Source organism: Winogradskyella arenosi, assembly GCF_003337305.1.
Classification (GTDB): Bacteria; Bacteroidota; Bacteroidia; order Flavobacteriales; family Flavobacteriaceae; genus Winogradskyella; species Winogradskyella arenosi.
The window spans coordinates 646,218-664,577 of record NZ_QPJO01000002.1 but is presented as its reverse complement, the minus strand read 5'-3'; the positions used below and the strand labels follow the sequence as shown (position 1 = coordinate 664,577).

Here is an 18,360-nt window from a genome sequence, read left to right as displayed (position 1 = left end):
AACGTTATTCGCTCTATAGGCTTAGACACTAAATTAAATATTTTGTCACTATTTAATGACCTCTTTTCCTTTAATATGTAACTGAGAAAAATTCTTACAGATTCTTATAGATTGCCCTTTCTCACTATCAAAAGGTTCAATTTCCATTTTTTCATTATCTAAATAGATCTCTGAAATCTCAAATGGTAGACCGTGAAATTGAATATTAAACTTTTGGAACGTCGCGTCAAATTTCCCTTCTTTATGTTGATTAATAATCAATTGCTTGGATTTTCCTGAAAGACTAAAATTTCTAAGACTATAGCGGCCTTTCGTATAATCGAAGCCATCATTAGCATCACTATACAATTCACTGCTCTCTTTCCCTTTTTTATAATATACATCTAGAGTTATCTCTGTAATCTCTTTTTCTCCTACATACTGCTGTATTGGATACTTTGGAATAATAGCCCCAGCTTTTACATAAATTGGCATGCTATCAATATCGGCATCAACCCACATTTCTCTACCTCCCTTTACAACGGTATCCGTCCAGTAGTCGTACCATTTTCCTTTAGGAAGATACATGCGACGCCCTTTAGCGTTAGGTTCTAAAATTGGGCAAGCCAAAATTTGTTCGCCAAAAATAAACTCATCCGTTCTATAATGCGTTTGCACATCATCTTGATCATACAGTACTAAGGATTTTAGCAATGGTGTTCCATGATCTACATAATTCCAAAAGGCGGTATATAAATATGGCAACAATTGGTATCTAATTTCAATAAATTTTCTAACAATATTGGTTACATCTTCATCAAAAGCCCATGGTTCTTGATCGCCATGATCTCCTGAAGAGTGCACTCTAAAGAATGGATGAAACGTTCCTAACTGTACCCAACGCGCAAATAACTCGCCTTGTGGCTGCCCGGCAAAGCCTCCGATATCACTCCCGGCAAAAGAAAAGCCCGACATCGCCATACGTTGTGCCTGAATGTTTGCAATCCACAAATGCTCCCAGGTTGCTACATTGTCTCCTGTCCAGGTAGAAGTGTAACGCTGTGTTCCTGAATAGGCGGAACGTGTTATGACGAATGGTCGTTTTGGAAATGAATAACGCTTTAAACCTTGATAGGTAGCACGTGCCATTTGCATACCATAAATATTGTGTGCTTTTCTATGGCTACAAGGGTTACCATCGTAATCATGACGCACATCATCTGGAAATGTTTTATTAGGGACTTCCATCACGGCGGGTTCGTTCATATCATTCCAAACCCCTTTAATTCCGATATCTTCAATAAGTTCTTGAAATAAGCCCGACCACCAATCTCTAACTTCAGGATTCGTAAAATCTGGGAAATAACATTCACCAGGCCATACTTTCCCTTTCATATAATCACCGTCGGCACGCTTACAGAAGTAATCATTCTCTAAGGCTTCCTGAAACACCGAATAGGTTTTATCAATCTTAATTCCTGGATCTATAATAGCTACGGTTTTAAAACCGTCATCTAACAGTTCTTTCACCATACGCTTCGGATCTGGGAAATAGCTTTTGTTCCATGTAAAACAACGAAAGCCTTCCATATAATCGATATCTAAATAAATAGCATCGCATGGAATTTGTAATTTTCTGAAGGTAGAAGTGATTTCTTTCACCTTACTTTCGGGATAGTAACTCCATTTACATTGGTGAAAACCTAAGGCCCAAAGTGGAGGTAAATGGTGAGGCTTACCGGTTAAATCCGTATAACTCTCTACCACATCATTCATCTTAGGACCATAGAAAAAGTAATAATTCATCTCACCTCCTTGTGCCCAAAAACTGGTTACATTTCTGCGTTCATGTGCAAAATCGAACGAAGACTCAAAAGTATTATCAAAAAAGACCCCATAAGCTTTTCCTTGATGTAAACCTGTGTAAAATGGAATGGCTTTGTAAATAGGATCAGTATCTTTTCCGAAAGCATAAGAATCAGACACCCAATTGCTATAACGCTTCCCTTTTAAATTGAGATGGTTTGGTTTATCTCCAAGTCCGTAATAACTCTCGCCATCTCTAGAAACTTTACTCATTTTAACGACATTACCACCATGCTCGTAACTTTCTTCCCAATGGAATCCACGTTCATCCTGACTTATTAAAACGTCATCAATAGCATCGTAAATTGAGATTTTCATATCTGACTTTGAAATCTCACATCGTAACTTAGAGGTGATAATTTCATACGTATTTTCCTTCTCTTCAATCTCTAGTTTATTATACCCTATACTAGCGTATTTGGTAATGGCGTACGAAAAGTCGTTTTTAAAGTTCCCTACCGTTGTATATCTAAAACGAAGTAAACTATCTCTAACTACTGTTAATTCTAAAATAACGTCATTATCTGCAGTGAAATAAAGTTTATCAACGTCCTTTTTGAAGTCTATGATTTTTGAAGGAAATAAGTTTCCTTTATTTTCTAATTCAGTATTTATAATCATAAGTCGATTTTTAGGAACAATAAGCAGTAAAAAAACGGAAAAAATACAACATTAGAAAGCGTTCGCCCTTGATATTACAAATTGTTATCAACGAAAACGTTTTCAATTTGTGAATTATAGACCTCTGACAGCGAAAAGAATAGGGTTAAAAACCAACAAAACCTGTTAGTTTTTACACCTAACAGGTTAAGATTTTATTGGTCTTAAGTTATTTTGAATATTTAAAAGCTACCATACCCAATGGCGGAATATCTATTTTAATAGAATGATCTCTAAAATTCCACGGTTCAGCTTTGGTTGCTTTCACTTTGTTTTTATACTGTCCGGAGCCAAAATAGGGTTTAAGATCGCTATTAAAGATTTCTTTTAAACGTCCTTTTTTAGGCAGTCCTATTTGATAGCCTTCCCTTGGTACCGGCGTCATATTGCAGGCCACAATAATAGTATCCTTATCCTGATGTCCTTTTCTCATATACGTAAATACGGCATTTTCTGAATCTCCATAGTCAATCCACTCGAAACCTTCCATTGAAAACTGCATTTCATATAAAGCAGGTTCATTTTTATATAAGGTATTTAGATCTTTAATGAGTTGTTGTATGCCTTGATGCGGACTATAGTCTAACAAGAACCATTGCAGACTATTTTGAAAATCCCATTCTTCGCTTTGTCCGAATTCCGCCCCTTGGAACAATAAATTTGTTCCTGGATGTGTAAACATATAACAATACAACACCCTTAAATTGGCAAAACGCTGCCATTCATCTCCAGGCATTCGTCCTAAAATAGAGCGTTTCCCATAAACGACTTCGTCATGACTTAGTGGCAGCATAAAATTTTCTGTAAAGGCATAGGTCATTGAAAAAGTTAAATCATTCTGATGGTAAGGCCTATGAATAGGATCTTTAGCAAAATACTGTAGCGTATCATGCATCCAGCCCATCATCCACTTCATTCCAAAACCTAAACCACCAATAAAGGTAGGTTTAGACACCATTGGGAATGCCGTTGATTCTTCGGCTATAGTTTGTACATCGGGATAAGACGCATAGACAGCCTCATTCATTTCTCTTAAAAATGACATGGCTTCTAAATTTTCGTTTCCACCGTACATATTAGGCTCCCATTCCCCGTCTTCCCTACTGTAATCTAAGAATAACATCGAAGCTACAGCATCTACCCTTAAGCCATCGGCGTGGTATTGGTCTAACCAAAATAAGGCATTACTAATGAGAAACGACTTAACTTCATTCCGTCCATAATTAAAAATTAAACTCTTCCAATCTTGGTGATAACCTTTTCGTTTATCGGGATGCTCATAGAGCGCAGAACCGTCAAAAAATCCTAAACCATGCGCATCTTCAGGAAAATGCGACGGTACCCAATCTAAAACAATTCCGATATCGTTTTGATGAAATTTATCGACCAACAATTTAAATTCTTCCGGGTAACCAAATCGCGATGTAGGTGCAAAATACCCCGTAACTTGATATCCCCAAGACGGATCATAAGGAAATTCCATGACCGGCATCAATTCTACATGGGTAAAATTCATAGCTTTAACATAGCTCACCAATTCATCTGCCATTTCTACATAAGACAGAAATCGTCCCTCTTCAAAATGTTTTTTCCAAGAACCTAAGTGCACTTCGTAAACCGAATATGGCGCATCTAAGGCATTATGCTTAGCCCGTTTTTTTAACCAAGTGTTGTCTTGCCACTGGTAATCATCTTCCCAAACAATAGAGCCTGTACTTGGGTTATGCTCACAACGCCGTGCATAAGGATCTGCTTTTTCGGTAACAATGCCATTATTATGGCTATGAATTTTATATTTATAAATACTGCCTTTACCAACATTAGGAATAAAGCCTTCCCAAATACCACTAGAATCCCAACGGACGTTTAATGGATGTTCTTCTTCATTCCAAAAATTAAAATCGCCTACCACAGAAACCTGCTTAGCACTAGGAGCCCAAACGGCAAAATAAGTCCCCTTAACCCCTTCTAAAGTGGTGATATGAGATCCAAATTTTTCATACAATCGGTAATGCTTACCTAATTTAAAAAGGTTGATATCAAATTCTGTAAAACGACTGTGTACAATGACTTTTCCCATAGATTAAAGTACAAAACCTTTAGGAATCACTGTACCTTTTTTAATGACTACAATACCATCTTTAATTACATATTTATCCGTTTCGGTATCTTCAAGATGCGGACCGCCATTAATTCTAACGTCGTCACCGATACGTACATTTTTATCGATAATGGTATTTTTAATAAAACAACGCTCTCCTATTCCCACTAAAATTTCTGTATTATTTTTATTAATGCCTTCTAAAGACTCATAATCGTCATTCCCCATCATATAGGTATTTATTATTGTAGAATCTTTCCCAATTCTAGATCGAATACCAATGACGGATTTTTCAATTTTTGCTGCACTAATAATACAACCTTCAGAAACCACAGCCTTATCTAAACTTGTTCCTGAAATTTTTGAAGTTGGTAGAATACGCGCATTGGTATAAACACGTTGTTTAGAATCGTAGAGATTAAATTTAGGAATATCGTCGGTTAAACCAATATTTGCCTCAAAGAAGGAATCTATATTTCCAATATCCGTCCAATACCCTTCAAACGGATAACTTACCGTTCTGTATTTTTCAATGGACTGTGGAATAATTTCTTTCCCAAAATCTACGGTACTCTCATCGGCCATAAGCTCAATCAATAAATCTCTATTAAAAACGTAGATTCCCATTGATCCTAGGTACTCACGTCCTTGACTTTTCATTTCTTCTCCAACGTCAGATTTCCAATCCACTAATAGGTCTGACGAGGGTTTTTCGATAAAAGAGGTGATCAAATTATTCTCGTCCGATTTTAAAATCCCGAAAGAGGTGGCGTCTTTCGCATTTACGGGATAAGTGGCCACTGAGATTTCGGCCTTACTTTCTATATGTTTATTAATAATATCGTTATAATCCATTTGGTAGAGCTGATCTCCAGAGAGGATGAGCGCAAACTCAAAATCGTGCTGTAAAAAATGATCCATACTTTGTCGTACTGCATCGGCAGTTCCTTGAAACCACTTATCACTTTTAATGGTTTGTTCTGCAGCCAAAACATCTACAAACGCAGAGCTAAAAAAACTGAAATGATAGGTGTTTTTTATGTGTCTATTTAGAGAGGCAGAATTAAACTGCGTTAACACATACATACGTTTCATATCAGAATTGATACAATTAGAAATAGGAATATCCACCAACCTATATTTACCAGCAATCGGCACCGCTGGCTTAGACCTTTTTTCTGTTAATGGGTAGAGCCGAGAGCCTTGACCTCCTCCTAAAATAATTGATAATACTCTGTCGTTAATCATAGTGTTGTTAGTTTATTGAATTGTACAAGTTTATGTAGGTTTTTGCTAAAGTTTTCCATGAGTGATCAATACTCATTATAAATCTTCTATTGGCTTGAAATTGGGCTGTATCATTATAAAATTCTAAAGCACGATGCACCGCATAGGCTATATCAGAGACCGTAACATCGTCGTGACAAATACCAAAACCGTTGTCATTAAGGTCTACAACGGTATCTTTTAATCCTCCAATCCGTCGAACCACAGGAACCGTTCCGTAACGCAGACAATACATTTGGTTAAGTCCGCACGGCTCAACACGCGAAGGCATCAGAAGGAAATCGGCCCCTGCATATATAATATGAGACAATTTTTCATCGTAGCCGATGTACACGTTGTAATTTCCACTATAGTTGGCCCTTAATTGGCTTAATTGTTCTTCTGTATCTTTATGTCCTGACCCCAAAAGCAAAATATTCACAGCTTCTTGTTGCAAGACTTTATGAAACACTTCTGGTAATAATTCTGCACCTTTTTCACCCACTAGACGCCCAATAAAAGCTACTAGAGGTTTTTCTTCATCTAAATTGAATAGCTTACAAAGCCACTTTTTATTTGCTTTTTTTCCTGCACCGACTGTTGTGGCGTTATAGTTTTCAATAATATAATCGTCCGTTTCAGGATTCCACACTTCGGTATCAATACCGTTTAAAATTCCAACGGCTTTGCCACTTTCGTGCGCTAACAACTGTTCTAATCCGTTGGCATTTTGCTTCAACTCTTCCATATAGCTCGGCGATACGGTGGTAACCCGCCAAGCACATTTTATTGCTGCGGCCAAAGGATTAATCACCTTATCCCAATCTAACAAACCAATATGTTCCATATTAAATGGAGGAATTTTATGCAAATGTTCATACGTCATCCATCCTTGGTATTGCGCGTTATGAATGGTTGTAATAACAGGAATTTTATTTAGGGCTTCATATTTATAACACTCTTGTGTCATAAAAGGAATTAACCCCGTATGGTGATCATGGCAATGCAGAATATTTGGAAATTGCTTTAAGGTTAAAATCCAATCTAAAGCTGCAATCTGAAAGGCCAAAAACCTATCGACATCATTTTCAGAATATACAAATGGTGTATGTAATAAGGTATCAATAGCAACAAAATACACCTCAAACCCTAAAGACACATCGGATGTCTTTAAAATTTGATACGCATAAGACGTATTCCCTAAATGCACATGCCCCTCAAAAACAGAGCTAAAATTATGGGTGGTTGTAAACGGATTTTTATAGAAAGGCATAATAACGGCACTGTCTTCTCCATTATCATTTTGGTATTTTGGTAAAGCCCCAACCACATCTGCTAAGCCCCCAACTTTAGCTATAGGGTAACATTCTGCGCTTAAATGGAATATCTTCATCTATTCGGTCAATTTGTTTCTAAATTTAACAAATATTTTTGGGAAAATTCAACCATTTCCTAAAATAAATAAAAGAAATAAGTAATTCTCAAGAGGATTTTACGACCAAGAGAATAAAATCAATTTTAAAGCTCTTGAAAATGAAAAATCTCCTTATAATTACCTTCACCATTTTTTTATTTAGCTGTAACGGTACGGCTCAAAAAAACGATGAGAATAAAACTAAAAACATTCCTTTCGCTATAACAAAGACGGATGCCGAATGGAAAGCTCAGCTTACCGATCTACAATACCAAGTTCTTAGAGAAGCAGGTACGGAACGTCCGTTCTCTAGCCCATTGAACGACAACCATGAGGAAGGCGTCTATGTTTGTGCTGCTTGCGACACCCCTTTATTTAAAAGTGAACACAAATTTAACTCTGGTACTGGTTGGCCAAGTTTTGACCGCCCTATTGGAGATAATGTAGCCTTTGGTAGCGACACCAAACTGGGCTATACAAGAGATGAAGAACACTGCGCTACTTGTGGCGGCCATTTGGGGCATGTTTTTAACGACGGTCCAAAGGCGACAACTGGAAAACGCCATTGTATTAACGGTGCTGCTCTGAAGTTTATCCCTACAGAAGATTAATGTTCTCATAGCCGCTTTCTCTCCCGTAAAACATTCGTTTTAAGCAAAACGGGTCTAAATAGCTTGGTCTTGTATTTTAATGCAATTTAAAGGCTTCTGATGTTGGGATTTTCTTTTTGGAATTTGTTACTTTTGTAAATACAAAAATTCAATAAAAAAAACTTACCCATGAGTAAATACGATATTATAGTATTAGGAAGTGGTCCTGGTGGCTACGTAACTGCAATTAGAGCATCACAATTAGGATTTAAAACTGCGGTAGTAGAAAAAGAAAGTCTTGGTGGTGTGTGTTTAAATTGGGGTTGTATTCCTACAAAAGCCCTTTTAAAATCGGCTCAAGTCTTCGAATATTTAAAACATGCTGGAGATTACGGATTAAAAGTTAACGATGCAGAACATGATTTTGATGCCATTGTTAAACGTAGTCGTGGTGTTGCTGATGGAATGAGTAATGGCGTTAAGTTCTTAATGAAAAAGAACAAAATTGACGTTATTGAAGGTTATGGAACCTTAAAAACTGGAAAGAAAATTGATGTGGATGGTAAAGAATATTCTGCCGACCATATTATTATTGCTACAGGAGCACGTTCTCGCGAACTTCCTAGCTTACCACAAGATGGTAAAAAAGTGATTGGTTACAGACAAGCCATGACTTTAGAAGAGCAACCTAAGAAAATGATTGTTGTAGGTTCTGGAGCTATTGGTGTAGAGTTTGCTTACTTCTACAACTCTATAGGAACTGAAGTTACCATTGTAGAGTATTTAGATAAAATTGTACCTGTTGAAGATGATGAGGTTTCTAAACAATTAGAACGTAGCTTTAAGAAATCGGGTATCAAAATTATGACCTCTGCTGAAGTAACGTCTGTAGACACTTCTGGAAGTGGTGTTAAAGCAACCGTAAAGACTAAAAAAGGAGAAGAAGTTTTAGAAGCAGATGTCGTACTTTCTGCAGTTGGAATTAAATCGAACATTGAAAACATTGGTTTAGAAGATGTAGGAATCGCTGTTGATAGAGATAAAATCTTAGTCAATGATTTCTACCAAACTAACATTCCTGGTTATTACGCAATTGGAGATGTGACTCCAGGTCAAGCCTTAGCTCACGTAGCTTCTGCTGAAGGAATTCTTTGTGTAGAAAAAATAGCTGGACAACATGTTGAAGCTTTAGACTACGGTAACATTCCAGGATGTACCTATTGTTCTCCTGAAATTGCTAGTGTTGGTTTAACTGAGGCTCAAGCTAAAGAACAAGGTTTAGACGTTAAGATTGGTAAATTCCCTTTCTCTGCTTCTGGTAAAGCTAGTGCAGGTGGAAATAAAGAAGGTTTTGTAAAAGTAATCTTTGATGCTAAGTATGGCGAATGGTTAGGTTGCCATATGATTGGTGCCGGTGTAACCGATATGATTGCTGAAGCTGTTTTAGGCCGTAAATTAGAAACTACAGGTCATGAAGTCTTAAAAGCTGTTCACCCTCACCCAACAATGAGTGAAGCGGTAATGGAAGCCGTTGCTGCAGCATACGATGAAGTTATTCATTTATAAGAAGACCGTATCCTTATAATTAATAAAGTGATTTGAAGTTTTTCAAATCACTTTTTTTTAGGTTGCGACCTTAAGCAAACTAGTCTACACATTTAGACTTAAAATGATAAGGTCGTTTAGAAAGTAAAAAAGCCTCAGATTAGTCTGAGGCTTTTTTATCTTTATTAGCGTTTAGGATTAAAACATAAACCCTAAACCAAACTGCCATACATCATTTTTACCATCTACACCGTCAAATACAGTATCATCTTTAAAAATACTGGTTACACCAATATTATAGCGTGCACTTAAAAAGAAACCGTTATCAAATTTGTACGATGTTCCTAAGGCCACACTCGTGTCAAAATCCTTTACATAAGAGTCGTCGTTATCAATTTCAATATCACCACCATCATCGTTAGGTTGTGAATCAAACTCTTCATGAATTTTAAATCCGAATTGAGGTCCTGCTTCAACACTAAGTCCTTTCACTAAATACACTTTAAGTAGTAAAGGCACTTGAATATAATCTAATTGATATTCAATATTTTCATCGGTATCAAAGACATTATCCTGATCTCTTTCAGCGATATCGAATCCTTGTCCGGAATAAAACACCTCGGGTTGAAAAGAAAGACGTTCTGAAATTGGAATTTCAGCGACCAATCCGGCATTAAAACTTGTTCTTGAATCGACATCATCAAAATCGTCACCACTAAGCTTAGAAAAGTTAACCCCTCCCTTAGCTCCAAGTTGTACCATTTTTGAATCTGACTGTGCATTAATTGAAGTTAATGCTATTAAAAATACGCCGGTAAATGCAATTAATTTTTTCATTTTAATCATTGTTTTATTTGGGTTAATACCACAAAGCTATAAGCCCGAAACCACCTAGCCATAGGACTTAACAGCAGTTTAACAAGTTGTTAATCAAACACATAAATCAATCGGAAAAGTTTTATTTTAAAGGCTGCTCAAATCAAGAAATCATTAACTCTTATGCCATTAAAGCACCTATTTTGAAATTTATAGCGCATCGTCAAAAAGTGGAATTTTAAGTGAGCTTCCCTTAAAATAAAAGGTTTATCAAATTTAATTTCTGGAAGACGTTGTCCCTTAAAGTTAAGGTCAACTGTAAATCATTTTATTGAAGAGCTATAAAACATTACAGCGCTAAGTGAAGCATACCTCGTAGCATCCATACAAGACGTATCATATGTCAACGTCGTTATTCCGAAGTAAAACGGATTTTATAACATAAAAACGCCCGAAGGTAAATTGGCATTAAAAAAACAAAAAAAAGATATATTTCCTATTGTTTATGACCACCAACACATCATTAATACGCAGCCGATCCCTATTCCGGATTGTATTAATTCCATACAAAAGCCGTGGCATTCACCAACGACTTCAACTCCAATAACCCGTTGTTCAGTGTTATTTCTGAAAGATTTTAAGAGGCACTGATAAAGCTCTCAATAGCCAATTCATAACTTTGTAGACCAAAACCTAAAATAACACCTTTAGCATTTGGTGAGATATACGATTGATGCCTAAATTCTTCTCTAGAAAACGTATTAGAAATATGCACTTCTACAACCGGTGTAGTAACAGCCTTAACGGCATCACCAATGCCTACTGAAGTGTGTGTATAAGCGGCCGCATTAAGAATAATACCATCATAACTAAAGCCAACTTCCTGAATTTTATCAATGAGTTCTCCTTCTATATTAGACTGATAATAGGTTAAATCGACATCAGGATATTTTTTCACAACAGCTTCATAAAACTCGGTGAAGGTTAAATTACCGTAGATATTTGTTTCGCGTTTTCCTAATAAGTTAAGATTAGGCCCATTTATTATAATCAACTTTTTCATAAAGTAAAGATATTAAAATTACAGTATAAAAAAATGTAGCCTTCACTTCGGTTTTCATTTTAATCCTTTTCCACACGCACAAAAGAAATATCCTTGAGATATTAGATTCTATAAACTTTTAAATACTTATTTTTAACTATGAAATGGGATCAGGCACTCGCAGACTACAAACATTATCTTCAAATTGAACGTGGTTTATCTAAAAACTCTATTGAGAATTACAGTTACGATATAAAAAAACTAATGACCTATTTGGCTGCTGAAGACCTAAAGGTAACACCTCTAACTATTGATACAACGGTGGTGAAGTCTTTTATTTATTCGGTTTCAAAATCAATAAACCCCAGGTCTCAAGCCCGGTTAGTATCGGGACTTCGTAATTTTTTTGACTATCTCATTTTTGAAGATTACAGAACAACCAATCCCTTAGACCTTATTGAAACCCCGAGAATTGGCCGTAAACTTCCCGATACCTTGTCTATTGAAGACATTGATAAACTTATAAATGCGATAGATTTAACCTACACTTATAGTGGTATTAATCTAGGTGAACGCAATAGAGCCATGCTCGAAACCCTATACAGTTGTGGGTTACGTGTAAGTGAGTTAATTGCCTTAAAAATTTCAGATCTTTATTTTGAAGAAAGCTTTATTAAAGTGAACGGAAAAGGGAATAAAGAACGTTTTGTTCCGATTGGAAAATCGACCCAAAAATTCATTTCTATTTGGATGGCTATAAGAGCTCATATTGCTATCGAGGCCGACTCTAAAGACATACTCTTTTTGAATTACAAAGGACGTCAGCTCACGAGAGCTATGGTTTTTACCATCATTAAAAAACTCGTAAAGACCACTGGAATAGAGAAAAACGTCTCTCCACACACCTTTAGACACTCATTTGCTACACATCTTTTAGAAAATGGAGCGGATTTAAGAGCTATACAAATGATGCTAGGTCATGAAAGCATTACAACAACAGAAATTTATATGCATGTAAACCGAACACACCTTAGTGATATCTTAGAGCAGTTTCACCCTAGAAATTAAAGACTCCAAAATCAAGAAAAAAAGGGCTTTACAAGCTCAAAATCATAACAACTGAAACGTGAAATCTTCACAAAGACTTATACAATTATTTTCAAGGTCTTCATCTATACGCCATTCTGAATAAAAGTGCCATAAATCCAGTAAAGGCAAGGCCAAACGTAATACTGTTAGAGTTGTTAAACAAGGTTTAATATTGTGACCTTCTGAAAAGAAAAGGGTCTCAAAATAAAGCCCACTAGAATGAATTTTATTGCCCTAACGCTAAAAAACATTAAATCAATATCTTATAACATTTTTAATTCTCAAGCTGCAACTTTTGAAGCTAATAAATATAAGCATGCTCTAGAATTATCGCAAGTCGGCTTTTGGGATTGGCATATCCATAAAAATGAGGTCCATTTTTCTAAAGAATCTAAACATATATTAGGCTATCCTGAAGACTACTCCTTTAATAATGCACAATATTGGAATGAGCAAGTACATCCGGAAGACCGCGAAGCGTATTTTGAAAGTTTTAAACAGTTCTTAGAAGGTCCTAATTTACTTTACGAACATGAATACCGTATAAAAGGTATAAATGGGCAATACAAATGGATTTTAGACAAGGCGAAAGTTGTAGAGCGCGATGCCAACCAAAAAGCCACACGGATTATTGGAACGCACACCGATATTTCTAAAAGCAAACAAAGTGAAGACCTCTTAAAAAAGAAATTAGACGTCATTACCAATCAAAATAAGCGGCTATACAGTTTTACGCATATTGTGTCTCATAATCTAAGAACACACATTGGAAATTTTAAAAATATCTTAGAATTTTATAATGAAGCCACTAGCGAAACTGAAAAAGGCACCCTAATGGGGCACTTGCAGACTATTTCTAAATCTTTATCAACGACCATTAAAGATCTCGATGATATTGTAAGCATTAAATCTAAATCAAAAATTAGCGAACTTAATGAAAGCGTAGAACTCTACCCTTTTACGTCCACGATTATAAACAGTCTGTCCTTAGAAAGTGAAAAAAACGAGGTCCGTATCCACAACGACGTTAGAAAAGAGGTCGTTTTATTGACCAATAAAGCTTATTTAGAAAGTGTTTTATATAATTTAATCTCTAATGCCATTAAATATTCAGACCCTAACAAACAATCTGAAGTTACTATAGCATCTATGGAAACCGAAAGCCATGTCAGGATTTTAATTTCGGATAACGGAATTGGTATTGATCTGAATAAATTTAAAGATCAAGTTTTTGAAATTTATAAAACCTTTCATGGCACCAAACGCAAAGACTCTAGAGGCATTGGTCTCTTTATTACTAAAACTCAAGTGGAGGCATTAAATGGTGAGATTCAAGTGGAAAGCAACCTTAATCATGGCACCGCTTTTTCACTTAGCTTTAAAAAGCAAAACGCACTCTAAATTAGAGTGCGTTTTAGGTCTATATAATGTGAAGCGTTTTTATTTTGCAATATTTACCGCTCTTGTTTCTCTTATCACAGTAACTTTTACTTGTCCTGGATAAGTCATATCCGTTTGTATTTTCTGAGAGATTTCAAACGATAAACTTGCAGCCTTATCATCCGATACTTTTTCACTTTCCACAATAACACGTAACTCTCTACCAGCTTGGATTGCATAAGCTTTCTTTACCCCTGTAAATCCGAAGGCCACATCTTCTAAATCTTTTAATCGTTGGATATAAGAATCTAAAACCTGACGTCTTGCTCCTGGTCTTGCTCCTGAAATAGCATCACAAACCTGAATAATTGGAGATAACAAAGTGGTCATTTCAATTTCGTCGTGGTGTGCTCCAATAGCATTACAAACCTCTGGTTTCTCTCCATGTTTCTCAGCCCATTGCATACCTAAAATAGCGTGAGGTGTTTCCACATCGGTTTCTGATGATGGTACTTTTCCTATATCGTGTAGTAAACCAGCACGTTTGGCTAATTTCGGATTTAATCCTAATTCTGCAGCCATCACCCCACATAGTTTTGCAACCTCACGTGAGTGTTGTAATAAGTTTTGACCGTAAGACGAACGGTATTTCATACGTCCTACCATTTTAATTAATTCTGGATGTAATCCATGAATTCCTAAATCGATGACCGTACGCTTTCCTACTTCAATAATTTCTTGTTCAATCTGCTTTTCTGTCTTTCTCACCACCTCTTCAATTCGTGCCGGATGTATTCTACCATCGGTAACTAATTTGTGTAAAGATAGGCGTGCAATTTCTCGTCTTACAGAATCGAAACAAGATAAAATTATAGCTTCAGGAGTATCATCAACAATAATCTCTACACCCGTTGCAGCTTCAATGGCTCTAATATTTCGCCCTTCACGTCCAATAATACGACCTTTAACGTCATCCGACTCGATATTAAATACAGAAACACAGTTATCTACAGCTTCTTCTGTACCGATACGTTGAATGGTGTTTATAATTATTTTCTTAGCTTCTTGTTGTGCGGTTAATTTAGCTTCTTCAACATGGTCTTGAATAAAGGCCATGGCATCTGTTTTGGCTTCCTCTTTCAAAGACTCTACTAATTGCGACTTCGCCTCTTCTGCAGATAACGATGAAATAACTTCTAATTGCTTAATTTGATTTTTATGCGCTTTTTCAATTTCTTCTTGCTTCTTGTCTAAAAACTCCAATCTAAAATCGTAATCTTTTATTTTACTCTCTAAAGATTGATTTGATTTTTTTGCTTTACTTAACTCGCTAGAAAGTTGAGATTCTTTATCTCTAATGCGTTTTTCAGTTTCAGCCATTTTTTTATCGCGAGAAAAAATCACCTTTTCATGTTCTGATTTTAACTCAATAAACTTCTCTTTGGCCTGCAGTATTTTATCCTTTTTTAAGGAATCACCATCAGATTTGGCTTGTTTTAAAATTGATTGTGCTTCGATTTCTGCGCTGGCAATCAACTTAGACGCTTTACCTTTTTCTAAAGCTTTAGCGATTAAATATCCTATTATTATTCCTCCTAGTATTCCTCCTACAATAAACATTATTGCGTAATTATCCATCTTTATAATTTAGTTTTAGTGTATAAAAAAGCCTACACTAGTATCGGTTTTGTATAAACTCCTTAAAAACAAGTTTAGGGCTAACAAGCTGATCAAAAATCTGTCTAAGCTACTGAAGCAAGTTCAGCACTAACAGCACGATTTTACAACTTAAACTCACCCTTTTTAAAGAATTGATCGTTGAGTTTATCAAAAAATATAACTAATGTAGGCAGTAACCTTTTATTTATTTTAAAGAACGTACGAGTTAAACATGTTGATTTAAAAGTTCATTTAAAGCTTCTAACTTTTCCTGTACTTCTTCATTAACATACTCTTTATCTATTGACTTTTGCTCTACTTGAGCTGCAAATTGTAAAGCACACATGGCTAAAACATCTTGCTTGTCTCTTACAGAGTAATTCTGCTCAAATTGCCCAATCATTGCCTCAATATTCTTTGTGGCTTTACGTAAACCTTCCTCCTGACTAGGGTTTATCGTCAACGGATAAACTCTATTGGCTATAGAAAGTTTAATTTTTAATTGTTCAGGCATTATAATCTAAATTTACAATATTATTCTGAGAGTTGTCCAATACAATGGTCTATATCTCTAATAAGTGCATTTATTTTGAGTTTTGTTTCTCGTTTATTTTCGTCACTACCTAGCATTGAATTTACCATTTTGAGGGTATCATATTTTTCTACCCATGCAGAAATTTCTTCTTGCTGTTCTAAAAGCTTTTGTTGTTGCTGTTCTAATTGACTTTCTAGCTTAGCATTGGTTTGTTTTAAAACGGTTTGCTTGTGTAAAATCTTACTGATTTTATTTTCTAGTGCATCAACAATGTCTTCTATTTTACTCATAAAAGCAATTCAATACTATTAAAACAAAGTTAACATACCTATTGAATAATCACAATTCTTTTACAATTATTTTTTGTTAAAGCCACCGATTTTTTAAGCTTATCGTTCTAAAATTTCACAGCAATCTGTTTCTATGACAGCTAACCCCCAAGTTTCCCAACAGTTAAGCTTTCATTTTACTTTCATTCTCAAAAATCAGACCCAAAATTTAGCCTTGTGTCTCACATTTATTTCAAACGCATATAAGTTCTGTTAAAATAAGACGTTACTAAATTTATCCCCTTGAACAGTTTGGAAACTGTAAGCAAATTAATATTTTCGCTATTATAGCTATTTCTATGAAACAATTTTTAATTCTCTTTCTTATCTCTTGTTCCCTTTATGGGCAACCTGATATCACTACAGGTGAAGAATCAGAATATCCGCAAGATTATTTTAGACAGCCCTTAGACATTCCATTAGTCTTGTCGGGAACCTTTGCTGAATTACGATCTACCCATTTTCATGGTGGCTTAGATATTAAAACGCAACAACGCGAGGGTTTAAAAGTTTATGCTGCTGCGGAAGGCTATATTAGTAGAATTAAAATTTCACATTATGGTTACGGTAAAGCGCTTTACATTACACATCCTAATGGGTACACCACAGTGTATGGTCATCTTCAAAAATTTTCTAAACGCTTAGAAGATTATATTAAGCAATGTCAGTATGATAAAGAGCGATTTGAGGTGGAGGTCTTTCCGCATTCAAAAGAACTTTTAATTGCACAAGATGAAGTTATTGGTTATTCGGGTAACACTGGTGGCTCTGGAGGGCCTCATCTACATTTTGAAATTAGGGATAATTTAGAACGCCCTATAAATCCCTTACTTTTTGGTATGGAGGTTAAAGATTCTATATCTCCATACGTTACGGCTGTATTTGCTTACCCCAGAGATGAAAATGCTACGATAAATGGAAAAAATGAACGTGTTCCTTTAAGACTTATTCCTAAGAAAAATGGTGATTACGCTGTAGAAAAAATTACAGCTTACGGCAATATAGGTTTCGGGATTACCGCCAATGACAAACAAGATTTGGCCCCAAACAACAACGGTGTAAGTAATATTCAATCCTTTTTTAATGGTAATAAAAGTTTAGAGATCGATTTTAAGCGTTTTAGTTTTGATGAAACTAAGCACATAAGGCGCCTGGTGGATTATGAGTATTACATTAAACACCGAACAAAAATTCAAAAGTTATTTATTGAACCTAATAACCCACTTAGTCTATATAAAGATGCTTATGATCAAGGCTATGTACACGTTGAAGATAGCACAGCTTCTGTTTATAAAGTAAGAGTAAGAGATTATCACGGTAATGAATCTTGGGTAGTTATCCCTATTGATGGTAAATATGAGCCTTTAAAAAAAGACGATAATCCTGTTAATCGCTCCAAACAATCTTTAGTCTACAACAACAAAAAGAGTACATTGACTTCTGGGAATTTTACGGTAGACTTTTATAAAAACACTTTATATGATGATGCTTATATCGATTTTAAAGTAAATTCAGATACGCTCTTTTTAGGAGAGGATAAACTACCGATGCAACAGAATTTTTATATTAATTACGATTTGAGTCACTATAAAGCAGAGCACCAAAACAAGTTGTACATTGCGCGTTTTTATGGAAACTATAAAAAACCCTATTACGTTTCCACCTCTCGTAAAGGCGATCGTTTAATCGCAAAGACAAAAGCTTTAGGAACTTATGCCTTAGCTATGGATACCGAACCTCCTGTGATTACTCCGGTAAATTTCACCAATAAAAAATGGATTAGCAACTACCGTTATCTAAAATTAAAGATTGAAGATAAACTTACAGGCATCAGCAAGTACAGAGCTACGGTAAACGGAAAATGGATTTTAATGGAATACGATTATAAAACCAATTCATTGGTCCATGATTTTAATGATAACGTGGTGAAAGACACTAAAAACGAATTAAAAATAATTGTCACGGATAATGTAGGAAATAGTTCTACATTTGAAGCAACATTTTTTAGAAAGTAGTAAATTAGAACCCAGATAAATACCTGTTAGACTTTTATGCTTTTAACGCCTATTACAGGTGTTTTCTTAAATTT

At 35.5% G+C, this 18,360-nt stretch carries 14 protein-coding genes and 1 other RNA gene; 5 read left to right on the top strand and 10 right to left on the bottom strand.

Annotated features, from left to right (window positions below; genetic code table 11):
* Positions 1-48 precede the first annotated feature (48 nt).
* From DFQ08_RS07610 to DFQ08_RS07595, 4 genes are all read right to left on the bottom strand, one after another.
* The gene (locus tag DFQ08_RS07610) at positions 49-2,466 is read right to left on the bottom strand and encodes a glycoside hydrolase family 31 protein (RefSeq protein WP_114309387.1); all 2,418 of its coding nucleotides are present in this window, start codon (positions 2,464-2,466) and stop codon (positions 49-51) included.
* A 208-nt stretch (positions 2,467-2,674) separates the two neighbouring features.
* Positions 2,675-4,585 (bottom strand): 1,4-alpha-glucan branching protein GlgB, encoded by a 1,911-nt coding sequence (glgB, locus tag DFQ08_RS07605; RefSeq protein ID WP_114309385.1) that lies wholly within the window; start codon positions 4,583-4,585, stop codon positions 2,675-2,677.
* 3 nt (positions 4,586-4,588) lie between these two features.
* The gene (locus tag DFQ08_RS07600; protein ID WP_114309383.1) at positions 4,589-5,854 is read right to left on the bottom strand and encodes a glucose-1-phosphate adenylyltransferase; all 1,266 of its coding nucleotides are present in this window, start codon (positions 5,852-5,854) and stop codon (positions 4,589-4,591) included.
* Between the two features lie 7 nt (positions 5,855-5,861).
* Positions 5,862-7,265: a glycogen synthase gene (locus DFQ08_RS07595; protein WP_114309382.1), complete on the bottom strand. Its 1,404-nt coding sequence runs from the start codon at positions 7,263-7,265 to the stop codon at positions 5,862-5,864.
* A gap of 140 nt (positions 7,266-7,405) precedes the next feature.
* On the opposite strand from DFQ08_RS07595, the gene msrB reads away from it, so the two are divergent.
* Together msrB and lpdA are read left to right on the top strand one after the other, a co-directional pair.
* Complete coding sequence (gene msrB / locus DFQ08_RS07590) at positions 7,406-7,897, top strand: peptide-methionine (R)-S-oxide reductase MsrB (protein WP_114309380.1); 492 nt, start codon at positions 7,406-7,408, stop codon at positions 7,895-7,897.
* Between the two features lie 168 nt (positions 7,898-8,065).
* Positions 8,066-9,442 (top strand): dihydrolipoyl dehydrogenase, encoded by a 1,377-nt coding sequence (gene lpdA / locus DFQ08_RS07585; protein ID WP_114309371.1) that lies wholly within the window; start codon positions 8,066-8,068, stop codon positions 9,440-9,442.
* A gap of 177 nt (positions 9,443-9,619) precedes the next feature.
* On the opposite strand, the gene DFQ08_RS07580 is transcribed toward lpdA, so the two are convergent.
* Both DFQ08_RS07580 and aroQ read right to left on the bottom strand, forming a co-directional pair.
* Complete coding sequence (locus DFQ08_RS07580) at positions 9,620-10,258, bottom strand: porin family protein (protein WP_114309696.1); 639 nt, start codon at positions 10,256-10,258, stop codon at positions 9,620-9,622.
* Positions 10,259-10,874: 616 nt separating this feature from the next.
* The gene (gene aroQ, locus DFQ08_RS07575; RefSeq protein ID WP_114309368.1) at positions 10,875-11,300 is read right to left on the bottom strand and encodes a type II 3-dehydroquinate dehydratase; all 426 of its coding nucleotides are present in this window, start codon (positions 11,298-11,300) and stop codon (positions 10,875-10,877) included.
* A 138-nt stretch (positions 11,301-11,438) separates the two neighbouring features.
* Here aroQ and xerA point away from each other — a divergent pair, with 138 nt between their 5' ends.
* Both xerA and DFQ08_RS07565 read left to right on the top strand, forming a co-directional pair.
* Positions 11,439-12,347 (top strand): site-specific tyrosine recombinase/integron integrase, encoded by a 909-nt coding sequence (gene xerA / locus DFQ08_RS07570; RefSeq protein WP_114309366.1) that lies wholly within the window; start codon positions 11,439-11,441, stop codon positions 12,345-12,347.
* A 240-nt stretch (positions 12,348-12,587) separates the two neighbouring features.
* Positions 12,588-13,769 (top strand): sensor histidine kinase, encoded by a 1,182-nt coding sequence (locus tag DFQ08_RS07565; protein WP_114309361.1) that lies wholly within the window; start codon positions 12,588-12,590, stop codon positions 13,767-13,769.
* A 39-nt stretch (positions 13,770-13,808) separates the two neighbouring features.
* Here the strand turns inward: DFQ08_RS07565 and rny are convergent, their stop codons facing one another.
* The 4 genes from rny to DFQ08_RS07545 form a co-directional block, all read right to left on the bottom strand.
* Entirely contained in the window at positions 13,809-15,386 is a 1,578-nt protein-coding gene (rny, locus tag DFQ08_RS07560; RefSeq protein ID WP_114309357.1) for a ribonuclease Y, read from the bottom strand.
* A gap of 55 nt (positions 15,387-15,441) precedes the next feature.
* A non-coding RNA gene (gene ssrS, locus DFQ08_RS07555) (6S RNA) lies at positions 15,442-15,572 on the bottom strand.
* A 61-nt stretch (positions 15,573-15,633) separates the two neighbouring features.
* Positions 15,634-15,921: a cell division protein ZapA gene (locus DFQ08_RS07550; RefSeq protein WP_114309354.1), complete on the bottom strand. Its 288-nt coding sequence runs from the start codon at positions 15,919-15,921 to the stop codon at positions 15,634-15,636.
* Positions 15,922-15,941: 20 nt separating this feature from the next.
* Positions 15,942-16,232 (bottom strand): hypothetical protein, encoded by a 291-nt coding sequence (locus tag DFQ08_RS07545; RefSeq protein WP_114309351.1) that lies wholly within the window; start codon positions 16,230-16,232, stop codon positions 15,942-15,944.
* Between the two features lie 338 nt (positions 16,233-16,570).
* Between DFQ08_RS07545 and DFQ08_RS07540 the strand changes: the two genes are divergently transcribed.
* Entirely contained in the window at positions 16,571-18,286 is a 1,716-nt protein-coding gene (locus DFQ08_RS07540; protein WP_114309347.1) for a M23 family metallopeptidase, read from the top strand.
* Positions 18,287-18,360: the final 74 nt, after the last annotated feature.

What these genes read in the sequence shown, in the direction of transcription:
- DFQ08_RS07595 (WP_114309382.1), bottom strand. Translation starts at nt 7,265, where the DNA reads ATGAAGATATTCCATTTAAGCGCAGAATGTTACCCTATAGCTAAAGTT.
- msrB (WP_114309380.1), top strand. Translation starts at nt 7,406, where the DNA reads ATGAAAAATCTCCTTATAATTACCTTCACCATTTTTTTATTTAGCTGT.
- DFQ08_RS07580 (WP_114309696.1), bottom strand. Translation starts at nt 10,258, where the DNA reads ATGAAAAAATTAATTGCATTTACCGGCGTATTTTTAATAGCATTAACT.
- rny (WP_114309357.1), bottom strand. Translation starts at nt 15,386, where the DNA reads ATGGATAATTACGCAATAATGTTTATTGTAGGAGGAATACTAGGAGGA.
- DFQ08_RS07550 (WP_114309354.1), bottom strand. Translation starts at nt 15,921, where the DNA reads ATGCCTGAACAATTAAAAATTAAACTTTCTATAGCCAATAGAGTTTAT.
- DFQ08_RS07565 (WP_114309361.1), top strand. Translation starts at nt 12,588, where the DNA reads ATGAATTTTATTGCCCTAACGCTAAAAAACATTAAATCAATATCTTAT.
- aroQ (WP_114309368.1), bottom strand. Translation starts at nt 11,300, where the DNA reads ATGAAAAAGTTGATTATAATAAATGGGCCTAATCTTAACTTATTAGGA.
- DFQ08_RS07545 (WP_114309351.1), bottom strand. Translation starts at nt 16,232, where the DNA reads ATGAGTAAAATAGAAGACATTGTTGATGCACTAGAAAATAAAATCAGT.
- DFQ08_RS07600 (WP_114309383.1), bottom strand. Translation starts at nt 5,854, where the DNA reads ATGATTAACGACAGAGTATTATCAATTATTTTAGGAGGAGGTCAAGGC.
- xerA (WP_114309366.1), top strand. Translation starts at nt 11,439, where the DNA reads ATGAAATGGGATCAGGCACTCGCAGACTACAAACATTATCTTCAAATT.
- DFQ08_RS07610 (WP_114309387.1), bottom strand. Translation starts at nt 2,466, where the DNA reads ATGATTATAAATACTGAATTAGAAAATAAAGGAAACTTATTTCCTTCA.
- lpdA (WP_114309371.1), top strand. Translation starts at nt 8,066, where the DNA reads ATGAGTAAATACGATATTATAGTATTAGGAAGTGGTCCTGGTGGCTAC.
- glgB (WP_114309385.1), bottom strand. Translation starts at nt 4,585, where the DNA reads ATGGGAAAAGTCATTGTACACAGTCGTTTTACAGAATTTGATATCAAC.
- DFQ08_RS07540 (WP_114309347.1), top strand. Translation starts at nt 16,571, where the DNA reads ATGAAACAATTTTTAATTCTCTTTCTTATCTCTTGTTCCCTTTATGGG.